22 protein-coding genes and 1 tRNA gene are annotated in these 23,603 nt (G+C 50.4%); 18 read left to right on the top strand and 5 right to left on the bottom strand.

What is annotated here, in order from left to right; all coding sequences use genetic code 11:
- Window positions 1-105: 105 nt before the first annotated feature.
- The 10 genes from ACJHW7_RS10855 (at window position 106) to dppA (ending at window position 12,536) form a co-directional block, all read left to right on the top strand.
- Window positions 106-804 (top strand): autotransporter outer membrane beta-barrel domain-containing protein, encoded by a 699-nt coding sequence (locus ACJHW7_RS10855; protein WP_000584472.1) that lies wholly within the window; start codon window positions 106-108, stop codon window positions 802-804.
- A gap of 228 nt (window positions 805-1,032) precedes the next feature.
- Window positions 1,033-2,235: an MFS transporter gene (locus tag ACJHW7_RS10850; RefSeq protein WP_000189016.1), complete on the top strand. Its 1,203-nt coding sequence runs from the start codon at window positions 1,033-1,035 to the stop codon at window positions 2,233-2,235.
- A 344-nt stretch (window positions 2,236-2,579) separates the two neighbouring features.
- Window positions 2,580-3,104 (top strand): long polar fimbria major subunit LpfA1, encoded by a 525-nt coding sequence (lpfA1, locus tag ACJHW7_RS10845; protein ID WP_021557309.1) that lies wholly within the window; start codon window positions 2,580-2,582, stop codon window positions 3,102-3,104.
- A gap of 64 nt (window positions 3,105-3,168) precedes the next feature.
- Window positions 3,169-3,855, top strand: coding sequence for a long polar fimbrial biogenesis chaperone LpfB (gene lpfB / locus ACJHW7_RS10840; RefSeq protein WP_021557308.1), 687 nt, complete (start codon window positions 3,169-3,171; stop codon window positions 3,853-3,855).
- 28 nt (window positions 3,856-3,883) lie between these two features.
- Window positions 3,884-6,457 carry an outer membrane usher protein LpfC gene (lpfC, locus tag ACJHW7_RS10835; protein ID WP_021557307.1) on the top strand — a complete coding sequence of 858 codons (2,574 nt, stop codon included), beginning with the start codon at window positions 3,884-3,886 and terminating at the stop codon, window positions 6,455-6,457.
- Window positions 6,458-6,471: 14 nt separating this feature from the next.
- Entirely contained in the window at window positions 6,472-7,527 is a 1,056-nt protein-coding gene (locus ACJHW7_RS10830) for a fimbrial protein (protein ID WP_021557306.1), read from the top strand.
- 4 nt (window positions 7,528-7,531) lie between these two features.
- Window positions 7,532-8,062: a long polar fimbrial protein LpfE gene (gene lpfE / locus ACJHW7_RS10825; protein ID WP_001626224.1), complete on the top strand. Its 531-nt coding sequence runs from the start codon at window positions 7,532-7,534 to the stop codon at window positions 8,060-8,062.
- Between the two features lie 254 nt (window positions 8,063-8,316).
- Entirely contained in the window at window positions 8,317-10,008 is a 1,692-nt protein-coding gene (eptB, locus tag ACJHW7_RS10820) for a kdo(2)-lipid A phosphoethanolamine 7''-transferase (protein ID WP_001269211.1), read from the top strand.
- Between the two features lie 91 nt (window positions 10,009-10,099).
- Window positions 10,100-10,176 (top strand) — tRNA-Pro (locus tag ACJHW7_RS10815).
- Between the two features lie 752 nt (window positions 10,177-10,928).
- The gene (gene dppA, locus ACJHW7_RS10810; RefSeq protein WP_001222883.1) at window positions 10,929-12,536 is read left to right on the top strand and encodes a dipeptide ABC transporter substrate-binding protein DppA; all 1,608 of its coding nucleotides are present in this window, start codon (window positions 10,929-10,931) and stop codon (window positions 12,534-12,536) included.
- A 62-nt stretch (window positions 12,537-12,598) separates the two neighbouring features.
- Here dppA and ACJHW7_RS10805 read toward each other — a convergent pair whose 3' ends face one another.
- The gene (locus ACJHW7_RS10805) at window positions 12,599-12,826 is read right to left on the bottom strand and encodes a hypothetical protein (protein WP_032153267.1); all 228 of its coding nucleotides are present in this window, start codon (window positions 12,824-12,826) and stop codon (window positions 12,599-12,601) included.
- A 17-nt stretch (window positions 12,827-12,843) separates the two neighbouring features.
- Between ACJHW7_RS10805 and dppB the strand changes: the two genes are divergently transcribed.
- From dppB to dppF, 4 genes are read left to right on the top strand one after another with little or no spacing between them, the layout of a single operon-like run.
- Window positions 12,844-13,863, top strand: coding sequence for a dipeptide ABC transporter permease DppB (gene dppB / locus ACJHW7_RS10800; RefSeq protein ID WP_000938855.1), 1,020 nt, complete (start codon window positions 12,844-12,846; stop codon window positions 13,861-13,863).
- Window positions 13,864-13,872: 9 nt separating this feature from the next.
- A complete protein-coding gene (gene dppC, locus ACJHW7_RS10795; RefSeq protein ID WP_000084677.1) occupies window positions 13,873-14,775 on the top strand; it encodes a dipeptide ABC transporter permease DppC in 903 nt (300 codons plus the stop codon).
- Window positions 14,776-14,785: 10 nt separating this feature from the next.
- A complete protein-coding gene (gene dppD, locus ACJHW7_RS10790; RefSeq protein WP_001196486.1) occupies window positions 14,786-15,769 on the top strand; it encodes a dipeptide ABC transporter ATP-binding protein in 984 nt (327 codons plus the stop codon).
- Entirely contained in the window at window positions 15,766-16,770 is a 1,005-nt protein-coding gene (gene dppF, locus ACJHW7_RS10785) for a dipeptide ABC transporter ATP-binding subunit DppF (protein ID WP_000107036.1), read from the top strand. The genes dppD and dppF overlap by 4 nt, the downstream gene beginning before the upstream one ends.
- A 29-nt stretch (window positions 16,771-16,799) precedes the next feature.
- Here the strand turns inward: dppF and ACJHW7_RS10780 are convergent, their stop codons facing one another.
- The gene (locus ACJHW7_RS10780) at window positions 16,800-18,071 is read right to left on the bottom strand and encodes an aromatic amino acid transport family protein (RefSeq protein WP_021557305.1); all 1,272 of its coding nucleotides are present in this window, start codon (window positions 18,069-18,071) and stop codon (window positions 16,800-16,802) included.
- A 475-nt stretch (window positions 18,072-18,546) separates the two neighbouring features.
- On the opposite strand from ACJHW7_RS10780, the gene ACJHW7_RS10775 reads away from it, so the two are divergent.
- The 3 genes from ACJHW7_RS10775 (at window position 18,547) to ACJHW7_RS10765 (ending at window position 19,620) form a co-directional block, all read left to right on the top strand.
- Complete coding sequence (locus ACJHW7_RS10775) at window positions 18,547-18,654, top strand: type I toxin-antitoxin system toxin Ldr family protein (RefSeq protein ID WP_001295224.1); 108 nt, start codon at window positions 18,547-18,549, stop codon at window positions 18,652-18,654.
- Between the two features lie 375 nt (window positions 18,655-19,029).
- Complete coding sequence (locus ACJHW7_RS10770) at window positions 19,030-19,137, top strand: type I toxin-antitoxin system toxin Ldr family protein (protein WP_001295224.1); 108 nt, start codon at window positions 19,030-19,032, stop codon at window positions 19,135-19,137.
- Window positions 19,138-19,512: 375 nt separating this feature from the next.
- Window positions 19,513-19,620: a type I toxin-antitoxin system toxin Ldr family protein gene (locus ACJHW7_RS10765; RefSeq protein WP_001295224.1), complete on the top strand. Its 108-nt coding sequence runs from the start codon at window positions 19,513-19,515 to the stop codon at window positions 19,618-19,620.
- Window positions 19,621-19,706: 86 nt separating this feature from the next.
- On the opposite strand, the gene bcsG is transcribed toward ACJHW7_RS10765, so the two are convergent.
- From bcsG to bcsE, 3 genes are read right to left on the bottom strand one after another with little or no spacing between them, the layout of a single operon-like run.
- The gene (bcsG, locus tag ACJHW7_RS10760) at window positions 19,707-21,386 is read right to left on the bottom strand and encodes a cellulose biosynthesis protein BcsG (RefSeq protein ID WP_000191596.1); all 1,680 of its coding nucleotides are present in this window, start codon (window positions 21,384-21,386) and stop codon (window positions 19,707-19,709) included.
- On the bottom strand, window positions 21,383-21,574 hold the full coding sequence (gene bcsF / locus ACJHW7_RS10755; protein WP_000988308.1) for a cellulose biosynthesis protein BcsF: 192 nt from the start codon (window positions 21,572-21,574) through the stop codon (window positions 21,383-21,385). The genes bcsG and bcsF overlap by 4 nt, the downstream gene beginning before the upstream one ends.
- Entirely contained in the window at window positions 21,571-23,142 is a 1,572-nt protein-coding gene (bcsE, locus tag ACJHW7_RS10750) for a cellulose biosynthesis c-di-GMP-binding protein BcsE (RefSeq protein ID WP_001204906.1), read from the bottom strand. Before bcsE ends, bcsF begins: the two co-directional genes overlap by 4 nt.
- Before the next feature lie 272 nt (window positions 23,143-23,414).
- Here bcsE and bcsR point away from each other — a divergent pair, with 272 nt between their 5' ends.
- A complete protein-coding gene (gene bcsR, locus ACJHW7_RS10745) occupies window positions 23,415-23,603 on the top strand; it encodes a cellulose biosynthesis protein BcsR (protein WP_001063318.1) in 189 nt (62 codons plus the stop codon).

Raw genomic sequence — 23,603 nt, 5'->3', positions numbered from 1 at the left:
GCATCGGTGAAAAAGTCAATATTTAATACAGGGCTACTATGCCCGATATCCTTCATACAATGACAATAATATTGCCGAATTCGGCTCTTCCCTGGAGTCGTGTTAATGATCATAAAAAAAAGCGGTGGTCGCTGGCAGCTAAGCCTGCTGGCGAGTGTGGTAATCAGTGCCTTTTTTCTCAACACAGCTTACGCCTGGCAACAAGAATATATCGTTGATACGCAACCCGGGCATTCCACAGAGCGTTACACCTGGGATAGTGATCATCAACCTGATTACAACGATATTTTGTCGCAACGTATTCAAAGTAGCCAAAGGGCGCTGGGACTGGAAGTCAATCTGGCGGAAGAAACCCCTGTGGATGTGACCAGCAGTATGAGTATGGGCTGGAATTTTCCTTTATATGAACAGGTTACAACTGGCCCGGTCGCGGCATTACATTACGATGGCACAACCACCTCGATGTATAACGAGTTTGGCGACAGTACTACCACTCTGACCGATCCGTTATGGCATGCCAGCGTGAGTACCTTAGGCTGGCGTGTTGACTCCCGGCTTGGCGATCTCCGACCCTGGGCGCAAATCAGCTATAACCAGCAATTTGGCGAGAATATCTGGAAGGCGCAATCAGGCCTGAGCCGGATGACGGCGACAAACCAGAACGGCAACTGGCTGGATGTCACCGTAGGCGCTGATATGTTGCTCAATCAAAATATTGCCGCCTATGCCGCGCTATCTCAGGCAGAAAATACCACTAACAATAGCGATTATCTGTATACGATGGGGGTTAGTGCCAGATTTTAACGTAACAATCACAATTAAAACCATTGAATAACAATAGTTGTGGCGATAGTGGGTGCTAACTTACCAAATAATAAATTTGGTGAATAATTGTCGCGTCATTCATTCCTGAACTAAGGCATTTCATTCCGTTCTGATGGCATTTCATGCCGTTTTTCCCCAGGCATAAAGTGCACTTCGTTATGGTTGTCGGCAGAGATTTTTCCTTTTTATTACTGCAGGAATACTGCCATGACACCTTCAAATTATCAGCGTACCCGCTGGTTGACACTCATCGGTACTATCATTACCCAGTTTGCGCTGGGGTCGGTTTATACCTGGAGCCTGTTTAACGGCGCGCTTTCCGCCAAGCTGGATGCGCCGGTAAGCCAGGTCGCTTTCTCTTTCGGCTTGTTAAGTCTGGGGCTGGCAATATCGTCTTCTGTTGCGGGCAAATTGCAGGAACGTTTTGGTGTTAAACGCGTCACCATCGCTTCCGGCATTTTGCTGGGATTAGGGTTCTTCCTGACAGCGCATTCTGACAACCTGATGATGCTGTGGTTAAGCGCCGGTGTGCTGGTCGGTCTGGCGGATGGCGCGGGTTACCTGCTGACGCTCTCTAACTGCGTGAAATGGTTCCCGGAGCGTAAAGGTCTGATCTCCGCGTTCGCTATCGGTTCTTATGGTCTGGGTAGCCTGGGTTTCAAATTTATCGACACGCAGCTGCTGGAAACGGTCGGTCTGGAAAAAACCTTTGTGATTTGGGGAGCGATTGCGCTGGTGATGATTGTTTTCGGCGCAACATTAATGAAAGACGCACCAAAACAGGAAGTGAAAACCAGCAATGGCGTAGTGGAGAAAGATTACACGCTGGCAGAGTCGATGCGTAAACCGCAGTACTGGATGTTAGCGGTAATGTTCCTGACTGCCTGCATGAGCGGCCTGTATGTGATTGGGGTAGCGAAAGATATCGCCCAAAGTCTGGCACACCTTGATGTGGTTTCCGCAGCCAATGCAGTCACTGTTATTTCCATCGCCAACCTTTCAGGTCGTCTGGTGCTGGGCATTCTGTCTGACAAAATCGCCCGTATCCGTGTTATCACCATTGGTCAGGTAATTTCGCTTGTGGGTATGGCGGCCCTGCTGTTTGCACCATTGAATGCAGTGACGTTCTTTGCAGCGATTGCCTGCGTGGCATTTAACTTTGGCGGCACTATTACCGTCTTTCCGTCACTGGTCAGTGAGTTCTTCGGCCTCAATAACCTGGCGAAAAACTACGGTGTGATTTACCTCGGTTTCGGTATCGGTAGCATTTGTGGTTCGATTATCGCCTCACTGTTTGGCGGCTTCTATGTGACGTTCTACGTCATCTTTGCTCTGCTGATTCTGTCATTGGCGCTTTCTACGACGATTCGTCAGCCAGAGCAGAAAGTATTGCGTGAGGCGCATATTTAGCCAGGAACTACAGATTTTGAACGAAAGGGGGAGGAAATCCTCCTTTTTTATTGCATTTTAAAGAATAAAAATGAAAATATTTTATCTTATTATTTGTGTGGTGAATGTTTTTGTTTTGTTTAATTGATATTTTATATTTATTTATTCCTAAAAATAAACGATGGCTTTTTATGTGAAAATGTAACGCAATGATTTTTTTTAAGATTTAAAGTTGGATGCGCTATTAATATATTATTCGTATAATTTTATTATTCGTATTTCATTGTATAATCCTTCCTTCAAAGTTGTCGATTTTGATACATCAAGATTTTCTTTTTAATGTAATTTTTTAAATGGAGTTTTTCATGAAAAAGGTCGTTTTTGCCTTAACCGCACTGGCGTTAACTTCTGGCACTGTATTCGCAGCAGAGTCTGGTGACGGCACGGTTAAATTTACAGGCGAGATCGTGGATTCACCTTGCGTACTGTCCGTTGACTCTCAGAACCAGGAAGTTGTGTTGGGTCAGGTACAAAAATCTGTATTTGCTGCGGTTGGTGACAAATCCCCGGCAAAACCTTTCGAAATCAAACTGGAAGATTGCGATACCACCACGATGAAAAAAGCCAATGTGAGCTTTAGCGGTGTTGGTGATGCAGATCAATCTGATCTGATTTCTGTTAGTACTGAAGCCGGTGCGGCGAAAGGTGTTGGTATCGGTATTTATGATAACAGCAACACCCTGGTCGCTCTTAACGGTGGTAAAGCAAGTGTTGATCTGAGTAAAGGCCAGACGGTTCTCTACTTTACCGCCAACTACGTTTCAACTCTGGCAACGGTAACGACCGGTTACGGCAATGCGCAGGTCGATTTCAACCTGTCTTACGAGTAATCGTCTGTTTTACCCATGGCGGCGTAATTGCCGCCATTAGTCGTCAAAATTCATGGATCGAATGATGAAAAGTAAATTTGTTGCGTTGGCTCTGTCTCTGTTCCTCTCCCAGTCAGTTCTGGCGGGGGGCGTTGGGCTTAGTGCTACCCGTGTGATTTATGATGGCAGTAAGAAAGAAGCCTCGCTGACCGTACAGAATAAAAGTAAGACGGAAGAGTTTCTGATCCAGTCCTGGGTGGATGATGCCGCGGGCAGCAAAAAAACACCGTTTATAATTACCCCGCCGTTGTTCAGGCTCGATCCTGGAAAAAACAATATATTGCGTATTGTAAATACTACCCCTGGCCTGCCGCAGGATCGCGAATCGGTCTACTGGGTTAATGTGAAAGCCATTCCGTCTAAAAGTGACGACAGCGAAAACAAAAATGTATTACAGATTGCTGTTCGCACCCGAATCAAACTTTTTTATCGCCCGGCAGGTTTAAAGGGTGATGTAAAAACCGCGCCAAATGAACTGCGATTTACGCGTAACGGTAATCAGCTCCGCGTTGATAATCCGACAGTTTTTAATATTACCTTTAATCAATTTTTTGCGAATGACAAAGAAATTGAAAAAGCAGGCATGGTACCCGCTAAAGGGGCATTAAATATCACATTACCCGCCGGGGTAGGTAGCGTTTCTAAAATTAAATATAACGCCATCAATGACTTTGGATCGTCAGCGGAAATGATGACTAAAAATGTTGATTGATTAATATCTTTTCAGGAGAAATAGCTCAATGTCACGGAAGACCGTTTCACGTACTTTTTCTTCCTTTTCTATCTCTGTGGTGGCGGTTGCTGTTGCCAGCACGTTTTCTGCACATGCCGGAAAGTTTAACCCCAAATTCCTGGAGGACGTTCAGGGTGTGGGCCAGCATGTCGATTTAACGATGTTCGAAAAAGGCCAAGAACAGCAGTTACCCGGCATCTATCGTGTCTCTGTTTACGTCAATGAACAGAGAATGGAAACCCGCACACTGGAATTTAAAGAGGCCACAGAAGCACAGCGCAAAGCGATGGGGGAATCCCTTGTGCCTTGCCTTAGCCGGACGCAACTGGCAGAGATGGGCGTGCGCGTTGAAAGCTTTCCGGCCCTCAATCTGGTGCCTGCCGAAGCCTGCGTACCGTTTGACGAAATCATTCCCCTGGCCTCAAGCCATTTCGACTTCAGTGAACAAAAGCTGGTATTAAGTTTCCCTCAGGCGGCGATGCACCAGGTGGCGCGTGGCACGGTGCCGGAATCTTTATGGGACGAAGGTATCCCTGCGTTGCTGCTGGATTACAGTTTTAGCGGGAGCAACAGTGAATATGACTCGACGGGGTCTTCCAGCAGTTATGTCGATGATAATGGCACTGTTCATCATGATGATGGTAAAGATACGCTAAAGAGCGACAGCTACTACCTCAACTTACGCAGCGGGCTGAACCTTGGCGCTTGGCGGTTACGGAATTACAGTACCTGGAGCCATTCCGGTGGCAAAGCGCAGTGGGATAATATCGGTACGTCTTTGAGTAGGGCCATCATCCCTTTCAAAGCGCAATTAACAATGGGGGATACGGCGACCGCGGGGGATATTTTTGACAGCGTTCAGATGCGTGGCGCGATGTTAGCCTCCGATGAAGAGATGCTGCCCGACAGCCAGCGAGGCTTTGCACCCATCGTTCGTGGGATCGCCAAAAGTAACGCCGAAGTCAGTGTTGAACAAAACGGCTACGTTATTTATCGCACCTATGTGCAGCCTGGTGCCTTTGAAATAAACGATCTTTACCCCACTGCAAACAGCGGTGATCTCACGGTCATTATTAAAGAAGCGGATGGCAGTGAACAACGCTTTATTCAGCCATTCTCATCGGTGCCAATTTTCCAGCGTGAAGGCCATCTCAAATATAGCTTTGCCGCAGGTGAATATCAGGCCGGGAATTATGACAGCGGCTCGCCGCGTTTCGGGCAGCTTGATCTGATTTATGGTTTACCGTGGGGGACGACCGCCTACGGCGGCGCATTAATCTCCAATAATTACAATGCGTTTGCATTAGGGATAGGTAAAAACTTTGGTTATATCGGGGCGATTTCCATCGATGTGACACAGGCGAAAAGCGAGCTGAATAACGATCGCGATAGCCAGGGACAATCTTATCGCTTCTTATATTCCAAGAGCTTCGAAAGCGGCACCGATTTCCGCCTCGCGGGCTATCGATACTCTACCAGCGGTTTCTATACCTTCCAGGAAGCCACCGATGTTCGCAATGATGCCGACAGCGACTATAACCGTTATCACAAGCGCAGCGAAATACAGGGTAACCTGACGCAGCAATTAGGGTCATATGGCTCTGTTTATTTAAATTTAACGCAGCAGGATTACTGGAACGACGCAGGTAAACAGAACACGGTATCGGCGGGTTACAACGGACGTATTGGCAAGGTCAGTTACAGTATTGCATATAGCTGGAATAAAAGCCCTGAATGGGATGAAAGCGATCGCTTGTGGTCTTTCAATATTTCCGTTCCACTAGGCCGGGCCTGGAGTAACTATCGCGTCACGACCGACCAGGATGGTCGTACCAATCAACAGGTTGGGGTCAGCGGAACGCTGCTTGAGGATCGCAACCTGAGCTACAGTGTCCAGGAAGGCTACGCCAGCAACGGTGTGGGTAACAGCGGTAACGCTAACGTTGGCTATCAGGGTGGGTCCGGTAATGTCAACGTAGGCTATAGCTACGGGAAAGATTACCGGCAGCTCAACTACAGCGTTCGCGGCGGCGTGATAGTTCATAGCGAAGGCGTGACGCTTTCCCAACCGCTAGGCGAAACCATGACGCTCATCTCCGTACCCGGTGCGCGCAATGCCCGCGTGGTGAATAACGGCGGCGTTCAGGTTGACTGGATGGGTAACGCGATCGTGCCTTACGCCATGCCGTATCGTGAAAACGAAATCTCACTGCGTAGCGATTCGTTGGGTGACGATGTTGACGTTGAAAATGCGTTCCAGAAAGTGGTGCCAACGCGTGGAGCGATTGTCAGAGCGCGTTTTGATACCCGCGTTGGTTACCGCGTATTAATGACGCTGCTTCGTTCCGCGGGCAGCCCGGTGCCCTTTGGAGCAACGGCAACGCTAATCACCGATAAACAAAACGAGATGAGCAGTATCGTTGGTGAAGAAGGACAGCTCTATATTAGCGGAATGCCAGAGGAAGGACGGGTATTGATTAAATGGGGTAATGACGCGTCGCAGCAATGCGTGGCGCCTTATAAATTATCCCTGGAATTAAAACAGGGCGGAATTATTCCTGTTTCGGCCAATTGCCAGTAAGCAAGGAGAGCGAAATGAAAGCGGCAATAGCATTATCCTTATTAGGATGCGTATTCGGATTTTCTGGCAAGGCATTTGCCGGAGATGCGTGGGGGCCATGTACCCCCGCGGATGGCACGACTTATCACTATAATGTCGATGTGGATGTTGGTATACCTGATGCGGCAAAAAACGTCGCAGGAACGGTTTTACCGGATGTCCTTAACTGGTCTAATGGACAAAACGTATCGCTAATTTGTGAATGTCCTGATTCTTATAAGAATGAAAAAGATACTCTAGTACAAGGGGTGAGTATGCTTCCCCCTTCTGGCCGTTCGGTTGACAGTATGAAATATTATACTTTGACGGAGGAACTGGAGGTTGCGACGAAAATTCGCATCAGTACCAGTGTGTATGGATTTGTTCCTTTCAAAAACCAGCAGGCGCTGCAAACAACCGGATGCAACAAAGTCATTACTACGCCCTATATGGGCGGCGCAGGTCTACTTTCCTTTGCTATTACTAAACCCTTTATCGGCGATTCAGTCATCCCTCCCACGTTAATTGCCGAACTGTATGCCTCCAAAACAAATAAAGATTACGGAACAATGCCAATATCTTCCGTATCTATTCAGGGCCGCGTCACCATAACCCAGGATTGCGAAATTAAACCTGGCACGGTGCTGGATGTGCCATTTGGTGAATTCCCCTCCTCGGCATTCAAAAACAGGCAAGGGCAAATGCCTGAAGGTGCGACAGAGCAAGAAATTAACCTCGGCTTTGATTGCAACAATATCTCGGATGGTATCAAAGTCTCGTTGCGCCTTGAGGGGGCAACCAATGCTGACGATCCCCGAGCGGTGGATATGGGCAACCCCGATATTGGCGTACTGGTGAAAGATTCCAGCGGCAAAATTTTGGTACCGAATGATGCAAGCAGCACCACGTTATTAAATTTGAGCAGCCTGGATTCTAAAACTCACCGCAATGCCGCGATTCGACTGCTGGCTTTACCGATTAGCACGACGGGTAAAGCGCCTAAAGGCGGGACGTTTGAAGGCGTAACGACCATATATCTTGAAATGGAGTGATGCCATGAAATTCAATCTATTGCTGCATAGCGGCATCGCCAGTTTGAGTCTGTTTGCCTGCGGGGTGAATGCGGCGACGGATCTTGGCCCGGCAGGGGATATTCATTTCTCCATCACTATCACCACTAAAGCTTGCGAGATGGAAAAAAGCAATCTCGAAGTCGATATGGGAACAATGACGCTGCAAAAACCTGCGGCAGTCGGTACGGTGTTGAGCAAGAAAGATTTCACCATTGAACTCAAAGAGTGCGATGGGATATCCAAAGCGACCGTTGAGATGGACAGTCAGTCGGACAGCGATGATGATTCCATGTTTGCCCTTGAGGCTGGTGGCGCAACGGGTGTTGCGTTGAAGATAGAGGACGATAAAGGAACGCAGCAAGTTCCCAAAGGCTCCAGCGGAACGCCGATTGAATGGGCGATTGATGGCGAAACCACGTCGCTTCACTACCAGGCGAGTTATGTGGTCGTCAACACTCAGGCCACTGGTGGCACAGCGAATGCCCTTGTCAATTTTTCCATCACCTATGAGTAAGTTACTGGGCCAGCATCCTGGCCCAACCTATCTCTGAATAGTCGTTAATCCGTTAAAATGGTCTATTCCGGACTTGCACTTTTGTAAATTTGTGCTTCATGCACACTCTTTCCCCACACTTTTTCCCTTTGCTGTGGTCTACTTATTCGCGCGTGTAGATTTTACTTATCTGACTACCTCCGCACTTTTCCCCTGCTGGGCCTGAAAAGCCGCTAAGCAGGGTGTTATCACCTGTTTGTCCAGGGTTTGTTTGCATGAGATACATCAAATCGATTACACAGCAGAAGCTGAGCTTTTTGCTTGCAATCTATATTGGCCTTTTTATGAATGGCGCGGTTTTTTACCGCCGCTTCGGCAGCTATGCGCACGATTTTACCGTCTGGAAAGGCATTTCTGCTGTTGTTGAACTGGCCGCCACCGTACTGGTGACCTTCTTTTTACTACGTCTTCTTTCGCTGTTTGGCCGCCGCAGCTGGCGTATTCTGGCATCGCTGGTTGTGCTCTTTTCCGCAGGTGCCAGCTATTACATGACCTTCCTTAATGTGGTCATTGGTTATGGCATCATCGCTTCCGTCATGACCACCGATATCGACCTGTCAAAAGAAGTTGTTGGTCTGAACTTTATTCTCTGGTTAATCGCCGTTAGCGCATTGCCTCTTATCCTTATCTGGAATAACCGCTGTCGCTACACCTTGCTCCGACAACTGCGAACCCCAGGGCAGCGTATTCGCAGCCTGGCGGTCGTCGTACTGGCGGGAATTATGGTTTGGGCACCGATTCGTTTGCTGGATATCCAGCAGAAGAAAGTGGAGAGGGCGACCGGCGTTGATTTGCCGAGTTATGGCGGTGTCGTAGCGAACTCTTATCTGCCATCAAACTGGCTTTCTGCGTTGGGGCTGTACGCCTGGGCGCGGGTCGATGAATCTTCCGATAATAATTCATTGCTTAACCCGGCGAAGAAATTCACTTATCAGGCACCGCAAAATGTTAATGACACTTATGTCGTGTTTATCATCGGTGAAACTACGCGTTGGGACCATATGGGCATTTTCGGCTATGAGCGTAATACCACGCCGAAGCTGGCCCAGGAGAAAAATCTGGCGGCGTTCCGTGGTTACTCCTGTGATACCGCAACCAAACTCTCTCTGCGTTGCATGTTTGTACGTCAGGGGGGCGCGGAAGATAATCCGCAGCGCACATTAAAAGAACAGAACATTTTCGCGGTACTGAAGCAGTTAGGATTCAGTTCTGACCTCTACGCTATGCAGAGCGAAATGTGGTTCTACAGCAATACGATGGCGGACAATATTGCTTACCGTGAACAGATTGGTGCGGAGCCACGTAACCGTGGCAAGCCGGTAGATGATATGTTGCTGGTAGACGAAATGCAGCAATCGCTGGGGCGCAACCCGGATGGTAAGCATCTAATCATTCTGCATACCAAAGGTTCGCACTTTAACTACACCCAGCGTTACCCGCGCAGCTTTGCGCAGTGGAAGCCGGAATGTATTGGTGTTGATAGCGGATGTACCAAAGCGCAGATGATCAACTCCTATGACAACTCGGTGACCTATGTGGATCACTTTATCTCCAGTGTGATTGATCAGGTTCGCGATAAGAAAGCGATTGTGTTCTACGCAGCTGACCACGGCGAGTCAATTAATGAACGCGAGCACCTGCACGGCACGCCGCGTGAACTGGCACCGCCGGAGCAGTTCCGCGTACCGATGATGGTCTGGATGTCAGATAAATATCTGGAAAATCCGGTCAATGCGCAGGCGTTTGCGCAGCTGAAAAAAGCAGCCGACATGAAAGTGCCACGCCGTCACGTAGAGCTGTACGACACCATCATGGGTTGTCTTGGCTATACTTCACCGGATGGTGGAATTAACGAAAACAACAACTGGTGTCACATCCCGCAGACAAAAGAGGCAGCGGCTAACTAAGAGGCCTGCTGACTTTCTCGCCGATCAAAAGGCATTTTGCTATTAAGGGATTGACGAGGGCGTATCTGCGCAGTAAGATGCGCCCCGCATTCGGTGATTGGCGCAGCCTGGTAGCGCACTTCGTTCGGGACGAAGGGGTCGGAGGTTCGAATCCTCTATCACCGACCAATTTAGAAAAACCAGCCTACGGGCTGGTTTTTTGCTTTCTGCGACCTGAAGAGGATGAGAACCTCCGGGGGCAGGGAGGTTCGACTCGACGTAGGCCTGATAAGACGCGTCAGCGTCGCATCAGGCAACGGCACCGCACTCATTGTCGGATGCAGCGTACCCGTCTTATCCGACCTAAACGGCAGCACACCACACATTTCCCTGCCAAATTTGCGCCCCATATCTCACTATCCATTAACGGATTTGTGACAGAAACCATTGTCTTTTTTTATATTTGCTTAAATCTTTTTTTGCGTTACTTATGGCTGGCGCTGGCATTTTCCGCTGTGCGTTTTAGCGTTCATGGTATTAATCGCTCAGATATCCACCTTTTCCTCAGATTTTTTTCATTAAATGCATAAAACTTAATCACCAAATGTTGCTAAATATTAAGCTGATTGTTCTGGTCATGTTGGAGTAGCACAAATTTCTCTGCTGCAAATAGCTGTTTGAAGTTTTTTTAATCTTTGTTTGTGGATTCTCACCGTTGGTGTAAATCCCGGTTGGCTGTATTGACGTTTTCACATTCTGTTGACAGATTGTAGGTCACGAGGGGCATTTTATGGAGGAACCGCACTGTTACACTGATGTTAATTAGTACGGCATCCCCACCTCATAACGTTGACCCGACCGGGCAAAAAACAAAAAAGGTCAGGCAGCGACAACCCACTGCAAAGGGTTAAAACAACAAACATCACAATTGGAGCAGAATAATGCGTATTTCCTTGAAAAAGTCAGGGATGCTGAAGCTTGGTCTCAGCCTGGTGGCTATGACCGTCGCAGCAAGTGTTCAGGCTAAAACTCTGGTTTATTGCTCAGAAGGATCTCCGGAAGGGTTTAACCCGCAGCTGTTTACCTCCGGCACCACCTATGACGCCTCTTCCGTCCCGCTTTATAACCGTCTGGTTGAATTTAAAATCGGCACCACCGAAGTGATCCCGGGCCTCGCTGAAAAGTGGGAAGTCAGCGAAGACGGTAAAACCTACACCTTCCATCTGCGTAAAGGTGTGAAGTGGCACGACAATAAAGAATTCAAACCGACGCGCGAACTGAACGCCGATGACGTGGTGTTCTCGTTCGATCGTCAGAAAAACGCGCAAAACCCGTACCATAAAGTTTCTGGCGGTAGCTACGAATACTTCGAAGGCATGGGCTTGCCGGAGCTGATCAGCGAAGTGAAAAAGGTGGACGACAACACCGTTCAGTTTGTGCTGACTCGCCCGGAAGCGCCGTTCCTCGCTGACCTGGCAATGGACTTCGCCTCTATTCTGTCAAAAGAATATGCTGATGCGATGATGAAAGCCGGTACACCGGAAAAACTGGACCTCAACCCAATCGGAACCGGTCCGTTCCAGTTACAGCAGTACCAGAAAGATTCCCGTATTCGCTACAAAGCGTTTGATGGCTACTGGGGCACCAAACCGCAGATCGATACGCTGGTTTTCTCTATTACCCCTGACGCTTCCGTGCGTTACGCTAAATTGCAGAAAAATGAATGCCAGGTGATGCCGTACCCGAACCCGGCAGATATCGCCCGCATGAAGCAGGATAAATCTATCAACCTGATGGAAATGCCGGGGCTGAACGTCGGTTATCTCTCGTATAACGTGCAGAAAAAACCACTCGATGACGTGAAAGTTCGCCAGGCTCTGACCTACGCGGTGAACAAAGACGCGATCATCAAAGCGGTTTATCAGGGCGCGGGTGTATCAGCGAAAAACCTGATCCCGCCAACCATGTGGGGCTATAACGACGACGTTCAGGACTACACCTACGATCCTGAAAAAGCGAAAGCCTTGCTGAAAGAAGCGGGTCTGGAAAAAGGTTTCTCCATCGACCTGTGGGCGATGCCGGTACAACGTCCGTATAACCCGAACGCTCGCCGCATGGCGGAGATGATTCAGGCAGACTGGGCGAAAGTCGGCGTGCAGGCCAAAATTGTCACCTACGAATGGGGTGAGTACCTCAAGCGTGCGAAAGATGGCGAGCACCAGACGGTAATGATGGGCTGGACTGGCGATAACGGGGATCCGGATAACTTCTTCGCCACTCTGTTCAGCTGCGCCGCCTCTGAACAAGGCTCCAACTACTCAAAATGGTGCTACAAACCGTTTGAAGATCTGATTCAACCGGCGCGTGCTACCGACGACCATAACAAACGCGTTGAACTGTACAAGCAAGCGCAGGTGGTGATGCACGATCAGGCTCCGGCACTGATCATCGCTCACTCCACCGTGTTTGAACCGGTACGCAAAGAAGTTAAAGGCTATGTGGTTGATCCATTAGGCAAACATCACTTCGAAAACGTCTCTATCGAATAATTAAAAGCCATACAAGACTGATGGCAAAGGCAAAACTGCCTGATGCGCTCCGCTTATCAGGCCTACGAAAATTCTGCAATGTATTGAGTTTGCACGATTTTGTAGGCCGGATAAGGCGTTAACGCCGCATCCGGCATAAACAAAGCGCTCTTTGTCAACAATCTGCATACCCGGTGGTGCTGTGCCTCTGCGTGCAGCGCCATCCGGCAGCAATACTTCATTCCCTGCCCGACCTGGGCGGGAATTGATTTGTGAGCAATACAGACACGCAGTTCCAGGCTGCGGGTCACTACAGAGAATCCGGGTTATGTTGCAGTTTATTCTCCGACGTTTGGGACTCGTCATCCCCACGTTTATCGGTATTACCCTTCTCACATTTGCCTTTGTCCACATGATCCCGGGCGATCCGGTGATGATCATGGCGGGCGAACGTGGGATCTCCCCAGAGCGTCACGCGCAGTTGCTGGCTGAACTCGGCTTAGATAAACCGATGTGGCAGCAGTATCTCCATTACATTTGGGGCGTTATGCATGGCGATCTAGGCATTTCAATGAAAAGCCGCATCCCGGTATGGGAAGAGTTCGTGCCGCGCTTTCAGGCCACGCTGGAACTTGGCGTCTGCGCGATGATTTTTGCTACGGCAGTCGGTATTCCGGTTGGTGTGCTGGCTGCGGTTAAACGCGGTTCCATTTTCGATCACACAGCGGTTGGCCTGGCGCTGACAGGTTATTCAATGCCTATCTTCTGGTGGGGCATGATGCTGATCATGCTGGTTTCGGTGCACTGGAACCTGACACCCGTCTCCGGTCGCGTGAGCGATATGGTGTTCCTCGATGATTCCAATCCGTTAACCGGTTTTATGCTGATCGACACCGCCATCTGGGGTGAAGACGGTAACTTTATCGATGCCGTCGCCCATATGATCTTGCCCGCCATTGTGCTGGGTACTATTCCGCTGGCGGTCATTGTGCGTATGACACGCTCCTCGATGCTGGAAGTGCTGGGTGAAGATTACATCCGCACCGCGCGCGCCAAAGGGTTGACCCGCATGCGGGTGATTATCGTCCATGCGCTGCGTAACGCGATGCTGCCGGTAGTGACCGTTATCGGCCTCCAGGTGGGAACATTGCTTGCAGGCGCGATTCTGACCGAAACCATCTTCTCGTGGCCTGGTCTGGGGCGCTGGTTGATTGACGCGCTGCAACGCCGCGATTATCCGGTGGTTCAGGGCGGCGTATTGCTGGTGGCGACGATGATTATCCTCGTCAACTTGCTGGTCGATCTGCTGTACGGCGTGGTGAACCCGCGTATTCGTCATAAGAAGTAAGGGGACATCATGTCACAGGTTACTGAAAATAAAGTGATTAGCGCACCGGTGCCGATGACCCCATTACAGGAGTTCTGGCACTATTTTAAACGCAACAAAGGCGCGGTCGTCGGGCTGGTTTACGTCGTCATCGTGCTGTTTATCGCGATCTTTGCCAACTGGATTGCACCCTATAACCCGGCGGAACAGTTCCGCGATGCACTGCTCGCCCCGCCAGCCTGGCAGGAAGGCGGCAGCATGGCGCACTTGCTGGGCACCGATGACGTAGGGCGTGATGTGCTGTCGCGGCTGATGTACGGCGCACGCTTGTCGCTGCTGGTTGGCTGTCTGGTGGTGGTGTTGTCGCTGATTATGGGCGTCATTCTCGGCCTGATCGCCGGTTACTTTGGCGGCCTGGTCGATAACATCATCATGCGCGTGGTCGATATCATGCTGGCGCTGCCAAGTCTGCTGTTGGCACTGGTGCTGGTGGCGATTTTCGGCCCGTCGATTGGTAACGCCGCGCTGGCGCTGACCTTTGTTGCCTTGCCGCACTATGTGCGCTTAACCCGCGCCGCCGTGCTGGTGGAAGTTAACCGCGATTACGTTACCGCGTCTCGCGTGGCAGGTGCCGGGGCGATGCGTCAGATGTTTATTAACATCTTCCCGAACTGCCTTGCGCCTCTGATTGTTCAGGCGTCGCTCGGTTTCTCTAACGCCATTCTCGATATGGCTGCTCTTGGTTTCCTCGGCATGGGGGCGCAGCCGCCAACACCAGAGTGGGGCACCATGCTCTCTGACGTGTTGCAGTTCGCGCAAAGCGCCTGGTGGGTCGTGACCTTCCCTGGTCTGGCGATCCTGCTGACGGTGCTGGCATTTAACCTGATGGGTGACGGTCTGCGTGACGCGCTCGATCCCAAACTGAAGCAGTAAGAGGTTCGAGATGGCGTTATTAAATGTAGATAAATTATCGGTGCATTTCGGCGACGAAAGCGCACCGTTCCGCGCCGTAGACCGCATCAGCTACAGCGTGAAACAGGGCGAAGTGGTCGGGATTGTGGGTGAGTCCGGCTCTGGTAAATCGGTCAGTTCGCTGGCGATTATGGGGCTGATTGATTATCCGGGCCGCGTAATGGCGGAAAAGCTGGAGTTTAACGGTCAGGATTTGCAGCGTATCTCAGAAAAAGAGCGCCGCAACCTGGTGGGTGCCGAAGTGGCGATGATCTTCCAGGACCCGATGACCAGCCTTAACCCGTGCTACACCGTGGGTTTCCAGATTATGGAAGCGATTAAGGTGCATCAGGGCGGTAATAAGAGCACTCGCCGTCAGCGGGCGATTGACCTGCTGAATCAGGTCGGTATTCCCGATCCGGCATCGCGTCTGGATGTTTACCCGCATCAGCTTTCCGGCGGCATGAGCCAGCGCGTGATGATCGCCATGGCGATTGCCTGTCGGCCAAAACTGCTGATTGCCGATGAACCGACCACTGCGCTGGACGTGACCATTCAGGCGCAAATCATCGAACTACTGCTGGAGCTACAGCAGAAAGAGAACATGGCGCTGGTGTTAATTACCCATGACCTGGCGCTGGTGGCGGAAGCGGCACATAAAATCATCGTGATGTATGCCGGTCAGGTGGTGGAAACGGGCGATGCGCACGCCATCTTCCATGCGCCGCGTCACCCGTATACTCAGGCATTGCTGCGTGCGCTGCCGGAATTTGCTCAGGACAAAGAACGTCTGGCATCGTTGCCTGGCGTTGTTCCCGGCAAGTACGACCGCCCGAACGGCTGCCTGCTTAACCCGCGCTGCCCCTATGCCACTGACAGATGTCGCGCTGAAGAACCGGCGCTGAATATGCTCGCTGACGGGCGTCAGTCCAAATGCCATTACCCACTTGATGATGCCGGGAGGCCGACACTATGAGTACGCAAGAGGCCACCTCGCAACAACCGCTGTTGCAGGCTATCGACCTGAAAAAACATTATCCGGTAAAGAAAGGTATGTTCGCTCCGGAACGTCTGGTGAAGGCGCTGGACGGCGTTTCGTTTAACCTTGAACGTGGCAAAACGCTGGCGGTAGTAGGTGAATCTGGCTGCGGTAAATCGACCCTCGGTCGGTTGCTGACGATGATTGAAACGCCCACCGGCGGCGAGCTGTATTACCAGGGGCAGGATCTGCTTAAGCACGATCCGCAGGCGCAGAAGCTGCGTCGGCAGAAAATCCAGATTGTCTTCCAGAACCCTTACGGTTCGCTGAATCCGCGTAAAAAAGTCGGGCAAATTCTTGAAGAGCCGCTGCTGATCAACACCAGCTTAAGCAAAGAACAGCGTCGGGAAAAAGCCCTGTCGATGATGGCGAAAGTCGGCCTGAAAACCGAGCACTATGACCGCTATCCGCATATGTTCTCCGGCGGACAACGTCAGCGTATCGCTATTGCCCGTGGTCTGATGCTCGACCCGGACGTGGTGATTGCCGATGAACCGGTCTCCGCGCTGGACGTCTCAGTGCGTGCGCAGGTGCTCAACCTGATGATGGATTTACAGCAGGAACTGGGGCTTTCTTATGTCTTCATCTCCCACGACCTGTCGGTGGTGGAGCACATTGCTGATGAAGTGATGGTGATGTACCTGGGCCGCTGCGTGGAGAAGGGAACGAAAGACCAAATCTTCAATAACCCGCGTCATCCGTACACTCAGGCGCTACTTTCCGCTACACCACGCCTGAACCCGGACGATCGCCGCGAGCGCATTAAGCTCACCGGTGAACTGCCAAGCCCGCTCAATCCACCGCCGGGCTGCGCGTTTAACGCCCGCTGTCGTCGGCGCTTCGGCCCCTGCACCCAGTTGCAGCCGCAGCTAAAAGACTACGGCGGCCAACTGGTGGCCTGCTTTGCTGTTGATCAGGATGAAAATCCGCAGCGTTAACTCACAAAACCGGGGCCATGCGCTCCGGTTTACTCAATCAGCTTCAACAGTGGCGACAAGCATAGCAAAATGCCGTAAAGCAGAATCAGCCAGGCTTTAAATCCGCGAAGTTTTTCCAGTTGTGCGACTTTATAGATCAGGAAAAACGGAATGAGGCACGACACAATGCCATATAACGGGCTTCCCAACTGAAAGAACACCAGCACCGATACACGAAACGAAACCCAAATCGTCAACGTAATGACGATAAAAGCGCAGATCGCCAGAGTCAGCACGCGTGAGTTAATTTTCTTGGTATCAATAATTCGGCTTAACAGATTGAGAATAATGCCTTTAATGGCCTCGTGGAAACCGAGATAAATGCCAAAGAATGCGGTCAGTACGGCAAAGATATTCAGCACCGTAGAGGTGATATGAATGATATGCCCAGGGATCACCTGCGCGGCCAGTGCCAGTGCCGAGATATTTTGTTCAAAGGCAGAAACGGCTTCTTCGTGGCTAATTGAGAAGGTAAACGAAAAGGCAAAAAACAGTATCACCGCGATGAGCGTGATATAACTAATTCGGTGGGTACGCAGCGCGAGCCGGGTTGCCAGTACTTTATCCGCTTCCCGTTTACGATAGGCAATATTCATTGGGTTAAGTACCTGAATAAATACTGCAGAAAAGAAGCAAAATGGAATGGTAAGCAGGACATCGCGGAAAAAGACGGAGGCTTGCGGGAAGGCGGTTATATTGGCGAAATTCCAGTGCGGGATCATCGCAAAACCGAACACGACAATAATCCCTACTTTGACCACCACCATTGGCCCAGAAATCTTAAACAGTAATCGTTCACCACCAGACGCAATCGCTACCAGTACGGCGAAAATAGCGACTTTATAAAGTAGAGTTTGTGAAAGATCGGCATCGGTTAAACCGAAGGTTTTCAGGTACGAGGCGCTGTCGAAAACCACGGAGAGAGAGTAGATAAAAATCCCGTGGATAATCATCAAAAAGTAGATAACCCCGAGGAAAATTCCCCAGTTCTTCCCCAGGTAATGACTGATAATATCGGTGTAGTCATTACAGGAATCGCTTTCAGAAAGGGTTTTTAAATAAATGTCCTGCACTACCCAGGTGGCAGGATAAGCAATGATCGCTGCGGTAATAAATACCCAAATTCCCTTCAAGCCAATTTGTACTGGCATCAGCACGGTTCCGGCACCAATCGCCATGCCTATGCATAATAAAACCCAGCCGAAGTCGTAGCGTGTAAACGGCAATTTCTGATCGTGTTTCGGTAGTGTGTTGTGCTGCATAAAGTCCTGTCCAGAAAGAAGTCGGCCTCGCAAAAATGAATAAACCCAGTTTCTCTTGCGCAACAGGTGGAGAAGTCGAATACGCAGTATGTAAAAAATGAGGCAACAGATTCACTGGGGAGGTCGCGAGGAGGCGCAATTCTACAAAATTGCGCATTTCACTACCAGTCTGGAGTCAGCCCGGATATGAACTGCAACTATTGCAAATAAAGAAATTAAGCTGGAAGGCATCGCGCAATGAGGAAGATTGCCGGGTGCTGACAGTAAAAAGCAATCGTAAAATCAGCGGCAAGCCGGAAGGGTTCCGGTGAGGCGCAATGTTGCGGGGGCTTAATCCCTGGTGGCATTGGTTGCTGGAGAGAGAAAACCCCCGCACGTTGCAGGTATGCACCTGACAACACCACGGGGGCTAATCTTGAACCTAGACCACTCAAGAATAGCCGCGAAACGTTGTCATTACAACACAGGCGGCTATATGACGCTCGCAGAGCTGGGCATGGCCTTCTGGCATGATTTAGCGGCTCCGGTCATTGCTGGCATTCTTGCCAGTATGATCGTGAACTGGCTGAACAAGCGGAAGTAACGTGTCATGCGGGCGTCAGGCTGCCGTAATGGCAATTTGCGCCCGGACCAGGCCGCAGGGGGGAAACTCTGCGGCCTTTTTCGTAAGAAAAATGCAACGATTGCAAGCGGATAATATTCTGCGGAATGCGCAGCACAGAGTGAAGACGTGACTGATTCCGGAACAGAAAAACAGTCGTAGAATCAGCGATAAGCCGGAAGGATTCCGGTGAGGCGCAATGTTGCGGGGGCTTAATCCCTGGTGGCATTGGTTGCTGGAGAGAGAAAACCCCCGCACGTTGCAGGTATGCACCTGACAACATCACGGGGGCCATTCTTGCATCTAGACCATTCAAGAATAGCCGCGAAACGTTGTCATTACAACACAGGCGGCTATATGACGCTCGCAGAGCTGGGCATGGCCTTCTGGCATGATTTAGCGGCTCCGGTCATTGCTGGCATTCTTGCCAGTATGATCGTGAACTGGCTGAACAAGCGGAAGTAACGTGTCATGCGGGCGTCAGGCTGCCGTAATGGCAATTTGTGCCCGGACCAGGCCGCAGGGGTGAAACTCTGCGGCCTTTTTCGTAAGAAAAATGCAACGATTGCAAGCGGATAATATTCTGCGGAATGCGCAGCACAGAGTGAAGACGTGACGGATTCCGGAACAGAAAAACAGTCGTAGAATCAGTGGCAAGCCGGAAAGGTTCCGGTGAGGCGCAATGTTGCGGGGGCTTTATCCCTGGTGGCATTGGTTGCTGGAGAGAGAAAACCCCCGCACGTTGCAGGTATGCACCTGACAACACCACGGGGGCTAATCTTGACTCTAGACCACTCAAGAATAGCCGCGAAACGTTGTCATTACAACACAGGCGGCTATATGACGCTCGCAGAGCTGGGCATGGCCTTCTGGCATGATTTAGCGGCTCCGGTCATTGCTGGCATTCTTGCCAGTATGATCGTGAACTGGCTGAACAAACGGAAGTAACGTGTCATGCGGGCGTCAGGCTGCCGTAATGGCAATTTGCGCCCGGACCAGGCCGCAGGGGTGAAACTCTGCGGCCTTTTTCGTTCTTACTGCGGGTAAGGCACCCAGTCGCCGCCGTTCAGGCGAACGTACGGTTTATCCTGGTATTGAATAACTACTGCATTTGAGTTCTCGGAGACCGGTGCTGTTTGTGGCAACCCACTGGTGAGTTTTTTCCAGTCAACATTGTCTTCGGTGAAAATCTTGCCATCAAGAACGCGAACCACCAGATCGGAGATAGCCAGGAAGCTGCTCGGTTGGTCGATGACAATCGGTGCCCCCTGATGTGGTGCCTTCATGCCGAAGAATTTCACCCCAACGGGGACGTCGGTGATAGACGGGCTAGGGATATCACGTAGGCCAGATACCTGCATTCTGTCGCCCTTCAGCGCGCCGCCGTGTTCCGGCACCACGACCACCATCACTTTACGACCCGATTTCTCCAGTTCAGTAAAGAAGGCGTCCAGTTCATCAAAGAATTTCTGCGCCCGCGCTTTGTAATCCGCTGTTTTGCTGACCCCCGGATAATGGTTGCCGTCATGCAGTGGAAGCGTGTTGTAGAACGTGGCACTACGGCTGTTTTTATCTTTTTCGGTAACGTCCAGCCAGCGGTTAAGCACGGCGGTATCGTCATAAACCGGCGAACCATCAAAGCCCAGCAAAATAACCGGCAGATTTGTTTGATCCATCAATTCAGTCTGCATGCCGCCATTTTCGCGAACTTCTTTCAAAAAACCGCCGAACTGGCCGTTATGCCCCATCATCAGGTGCTGGGTAAAGCCCAGTTTCGAAAGGTTATCAAACAGATAGCAGTCGTTATTTGCCGGTTGATACAGATTAGTGTGCGAAGTCTGCCCGCAGCTGGCGCGCAGTAAACGGATCGCCGCCGGGCCACTGTAGGAGGTGGCGGAGTTAAAGTTCTTGAACTCAATATCGAAATGCGACCACAGTGGATGCGACATCAACCCGGCGGCTTCTATATCCGACCAGGAAAGCGAACAGATGTTAATCACCAGTAGTTCAAATGGCTGAGCATCAGCGGGCAGCGAAGACGGGAAGGTCGATTTACGTTTTGCCTCCGCGTTATAGAAATTATTCAGCCAGGCGTTAAGGTTCGCCGTTGTTGGCGGTGCAGTTTGTGCGGGCATATCACCCACTACCGGTGCGCCACCCGTCGCCGCAACGGTTGCCGCTGCGTTACCACCCGTCGTTGTTACAGTGGTCGTCGGTTGTCCGGCTGGCCACAAGGAGAAACTTGGTCCCGCCAGGGTAAGTACGTTCAGCCATAGCAGTATGGCAACCACAAAAACGGTAATGCGAATCCATTGTGACAGGAATAACCAGGCCACTAATAAAACAAAAATGGCCCCAATCATCTGCCAGTTAATAAAGCGTGTGACAAGGTCGATTAAATAATCGGTACTGAACCCCGCCACCTGCGAACCCTGGCTCATTATGCTTTCCGGGCCAGGCAACCAGGTGTCATGCCAGAACAAAGCAAAGCCGATCGGCAGGGCAATCCAGTGGCGCAAGCGATGCAGGCTGTAGCGCGGAATGGGCATCAGCAGAAACGCGGCAAACACCAAATTGAGGAGCGGATGGAAGTTAAGATATCCCGCCCACAACAGGCCGAACTTAACCAGAAAATAGAAGTTCCAGCCGGAAAGGCCGCGCCAGTATTGCCAGAGGGAAGAAGGCATGGCGGTATTTTGCGTAAATTGAGTCATTTTTTGGTTGCCCTGGCTTTTTCCGTGCGGCGTAACGTCCCGGCCGGTTTAACATAACGAGGTTTAGCAAAGAACAAACGTAAGGTGTCGCGAATGCGTCGCAAAGAGTGCCGCGCCAGATAGCCCAGCGGGAAAAATATCAGTGCGCAAACGACAATAATTTCAATGATATCGCTGATGGTCATCATGATGAGCGCTCCACAGCATCATCTAACAGTCGCATGGGTTCTGGTATTCGTCGCCAGTGGCGACCATCGTGCTCGGCATTGATGACCGGTTTAGAACTTTGCGTTAAAGGCAGCGGCATGCCCCATTGTTCTGGGGCAAGCAAGCGCATCTGCACCAGCTCGGCACTGATTTGATCATCTTCAAACCAGACCATACGGTTTGAGAAAATGTCGCCAGTAGGCAATGGGAAAATATGATTCAACGCGGTATCCAGATCGTTAATCCGACAGAATGAGAGAAACAGCACCAGCCGATTACCGCCAATGGTCATGATATCGCCGGTACGGTTAGGGCGACACAGCGTCAGGGCTTGTTCAACGCGGATACCCGGTACCGGACGTAGGGCAACCAGAACGCCTTTACCGTGGGCAGGCAAGAGAGGGTTATTCATCATGTTGTTGACGGCATTACAGAACACATCCCACTTCTGGAAACCACGCAGTTTGAGCGGCTGGGTCATTGACAGCAAGGTAGTGATATCTTCCGGCACATAGCGACTAAACTTCTGCCCTTGCACGCTTTCGATCATCGTCAGACAACGGGAGAGTGGCGCATTCCACGGAATAACCATATTTGCACCGCAGGCCAATAACAAACGTTCATCGGTGGCGCGCAGGCTAGCGGTATTTTCCCGCACGAGGATTTTCATCGCACTACCGCGCTGGCGACGCAGGGTATGAATGCTGCGGGCCAGTGGCTCGATTTGCGCATTTTGCTGTAAAGAAAAGACCACCGTCGCCGCCTGAGCGGTACGGGCTTCATTGAACAGGACTTCGTTATTGTTGAACAGTTGCCAGTGTTCCGATAGCGGCGGCGCACCTTCCAGTACAGCAACATTACTCAGAATGCGTTTTTCGTCGCTGCGTGGTTGGATCTCCGCCTCTTCGCTTTGAACTAATGTCCAGATACCATTTTGTTGCTGAACGCTAAGCTGCTGACGGGCGCTGACCCCTTTTTCGTTGCACCAGAAGGCAATATCCAGCAAATGTTGGTCACCCTGAAAACGCAAACTGGCAAGACCAAAAAGTGAACGGTATTCCTCAAGCAACAATGAAAATTGTTTATCGTTATTATTTCCGGGATTAATTACCAAAAGCGAACAATGGTTTAACCTGCTCCATTTATTCATTTTATCCAACCATGAGCGAAGCCGCTCGGCAGGAATGTTTTGCCATGCGTTATTTGCGCAAACAAGAATAAAAAGGTAATTATGGGGATCAATAGAACACTGCAAATCACGGGTCAAATAGTATAGACCTTTTTCATGATTTAGCATTGAAAATAATTTTATTTTTTCCGGCCCTTGAGAATCATCTAATTGAAAGATTTTCGCCGGATCGCTGTCCATGCTAATGACCGCGACGTGTGCGGTTGCAGCCTGGGATGCAATTGTTTGATTCGCCAGACTGATAGCATCTTCATGGCGATCGACGTTAAACCACCAGACGCCGCCTGCTGGCATATGTCGCAGCTCATCCCATAATGATGAGATACCGATAGAGAATACAGGGTCCACAATGTCCCTCATGTCACCATTTTGTCTGATTATCAGTTTACTAGCGAAAGCTAAGAAATAAACCTACCATTGAAATTAAAACTTATCAGATTTAGCATGTGAATCAATTTAGAAGGTCACAAGACGTGTGATTTTAGTCTTTTCGTTTTTAACTTTTTCTGTTGCGTAACGGAAAGTCAAAAAGTGAGCAAATTCCCGTCTCGCCGTAAACAATAAACCGGCGAAATGCTCACGGTTAGAATTGTCTCATGAACGGTACGGTTATTTCATAGGGATCAAGCAAAATGAATAACAATGAACCAGATACTCTGCCTGATCCCGCGATAGGCTATATCTTCCAGAATGATATTGTGGCGTTAAAGCAGGCATTTTCACTGCCTGATATTGATTATGCCGATATTTCCCAACGCGAACAGTTGGCCGCGGCATTAAAACGCTGGCCGTTGCTGGCAGAGTTTGCGCAACAAAAGTAG

This window comes from Escherichia sp. WS1152, from assembly GCF_046487665.1.
Lineage (GTDB): Bacteria > Pseudomonadota > Gammaproteobacteria > Enterobacterales > Enterobacteriaceae > Escherichia > Escherichia coli.
This window is presented reverse-complemented; position numbering and strand designations above follow the sequence as displayed.

Coding starts and splice junctions, on each gene's coding strand:
- ACJHW7_RS10855 (WP_000584472.1), top strand. CDS start 106: ATGATCATAAAAAAAAGCGGTGGTCGCTGGCAGCTAAGCCTGCTGGCG.
- ACJHW7_RS10850 (WP_000189016.1), top strand. CDS start 1,033: ATGACACCTTCAAATTATCAGCGTACCCGCTGGTTGACACTCATCGGT.
- lpfA1 (WP_021557309.1), top strand. CDS start 2,580: ATGAAAAAGGTCGTTTTTGCCTTAACCGCACTGGCGTTAACTTCTGGC.
- lpfB (WP_021557308.1), top strand. CDS start 3,169: ATGAAAAGTAAATTTGTTGCGTTGGCTCTGTCTCTGTTCCTCTCCCAG.
- lpfC (WP_021557307.1), top strand. CDS start 3,884: ATGTCACGGAAGACCGTTTCACGTACTTTTTCTTCCTTTTCTATCTCT.
- ACJHW7_RS10830 (WP_021557306.1), top strand. CDS start 6,472: ATGAAAGCGGCAATAGCATTATCCTTATTAGGATGCGTATTCGGATTT.
- lpfE (WP_001626224.1), top strand. CDS start 7,532: ATGAAATTCAATCTATTGCTGCATAGCGGCATCGCCAGTTTGAGTCTG.
- eptB (WP_001269211.1), top strand. CDS start 8,317: ATGAGATACATCAAATCGATTACACAGCAGAAGCTGAGCTTTTTGCTT.
- dppA (WP_001222883.1), top strand. CDS start 10,929: ATGCGTATTTCCTTGAAAAAGTCAGGGATGCTGAAGCTTGGTCTCAGC.
- dppB (WP_000938855.1), top strand. CDS start 12,844: ATGTTGCAGTTTATTCTCCGACGTTTGGGACTCGTCATCCCCACGTTT.
- dppC (WP_000084677.1), top strand. CDS start 13,873: ATGTCACAGGTTACTGAAAATAAAGTGATTAGCGCACCGGTGCCGATG.
- dppD (WP_001196486.1), top strand. CDS start 14,786: ATGGCGTTATTAAATGTAGATAAATTATCGGTGCATTTCGGCGACGAA.
- dppF (WP_000107036.1), top strand. CDS start 15,766: ATGAGTACGCAAGAGGCCACCTCGCAACAACCGCTGTTGCAGGCTATC.
- ACJHW7_RS10780 (WP_021557305.1), bottom strand. CDS start 18,071: ATGCAGCACAACACACTACCGAAACACGATCAGAAATTGCCGTTTACA.
- ACJHW7_RS10775 (WP_001295224.1), top strand. CDS start 18,547: ATGACGCTCGCAGAGCTGGGCATGGCCTTCTGGCATGATTTAGCGGCT.
- ACJHW7_RS10770 (WP_001295224.1), top strand. CDS start 19,030: ATGACGCTCGCAGAGCTGGGCATGGCCTTCTGGCATGATTTAGCGGCT.
- ACJHW7_RS10765 (WP_001295224.1), top strand. CDS start 19,513: ATGACGCTCGCAGAGCTGGGCATGGCCTTCTGGCATGATTTAGCGGCT.
- bcsG (WP_000191596.1), bottom strand. CDS start 21,386: ATGACTCAATTTACGCAAAATACCGCCATGCCTTCTTCCCTCTGGCAA.
- bcsF (WP_000988308.1), bottom strand. CDS start 21,574: ATGATGACCATCAGCGATATCATTGAAATTATTGTCGTTTGCGCACTG.
- bcsE (WP_001204906.1), bottom strand. CDS start 23,142: ATGAGGGACATTGTGGACCCTGTATTCTCTATCGGTATCTCATCATTA.
- bcsR (WP_001063318.1), top strand. CDS start 23,415: ATGAATAACAATGAACCAGATACTCTGCCTGATCCCGCGATAGGCTAT.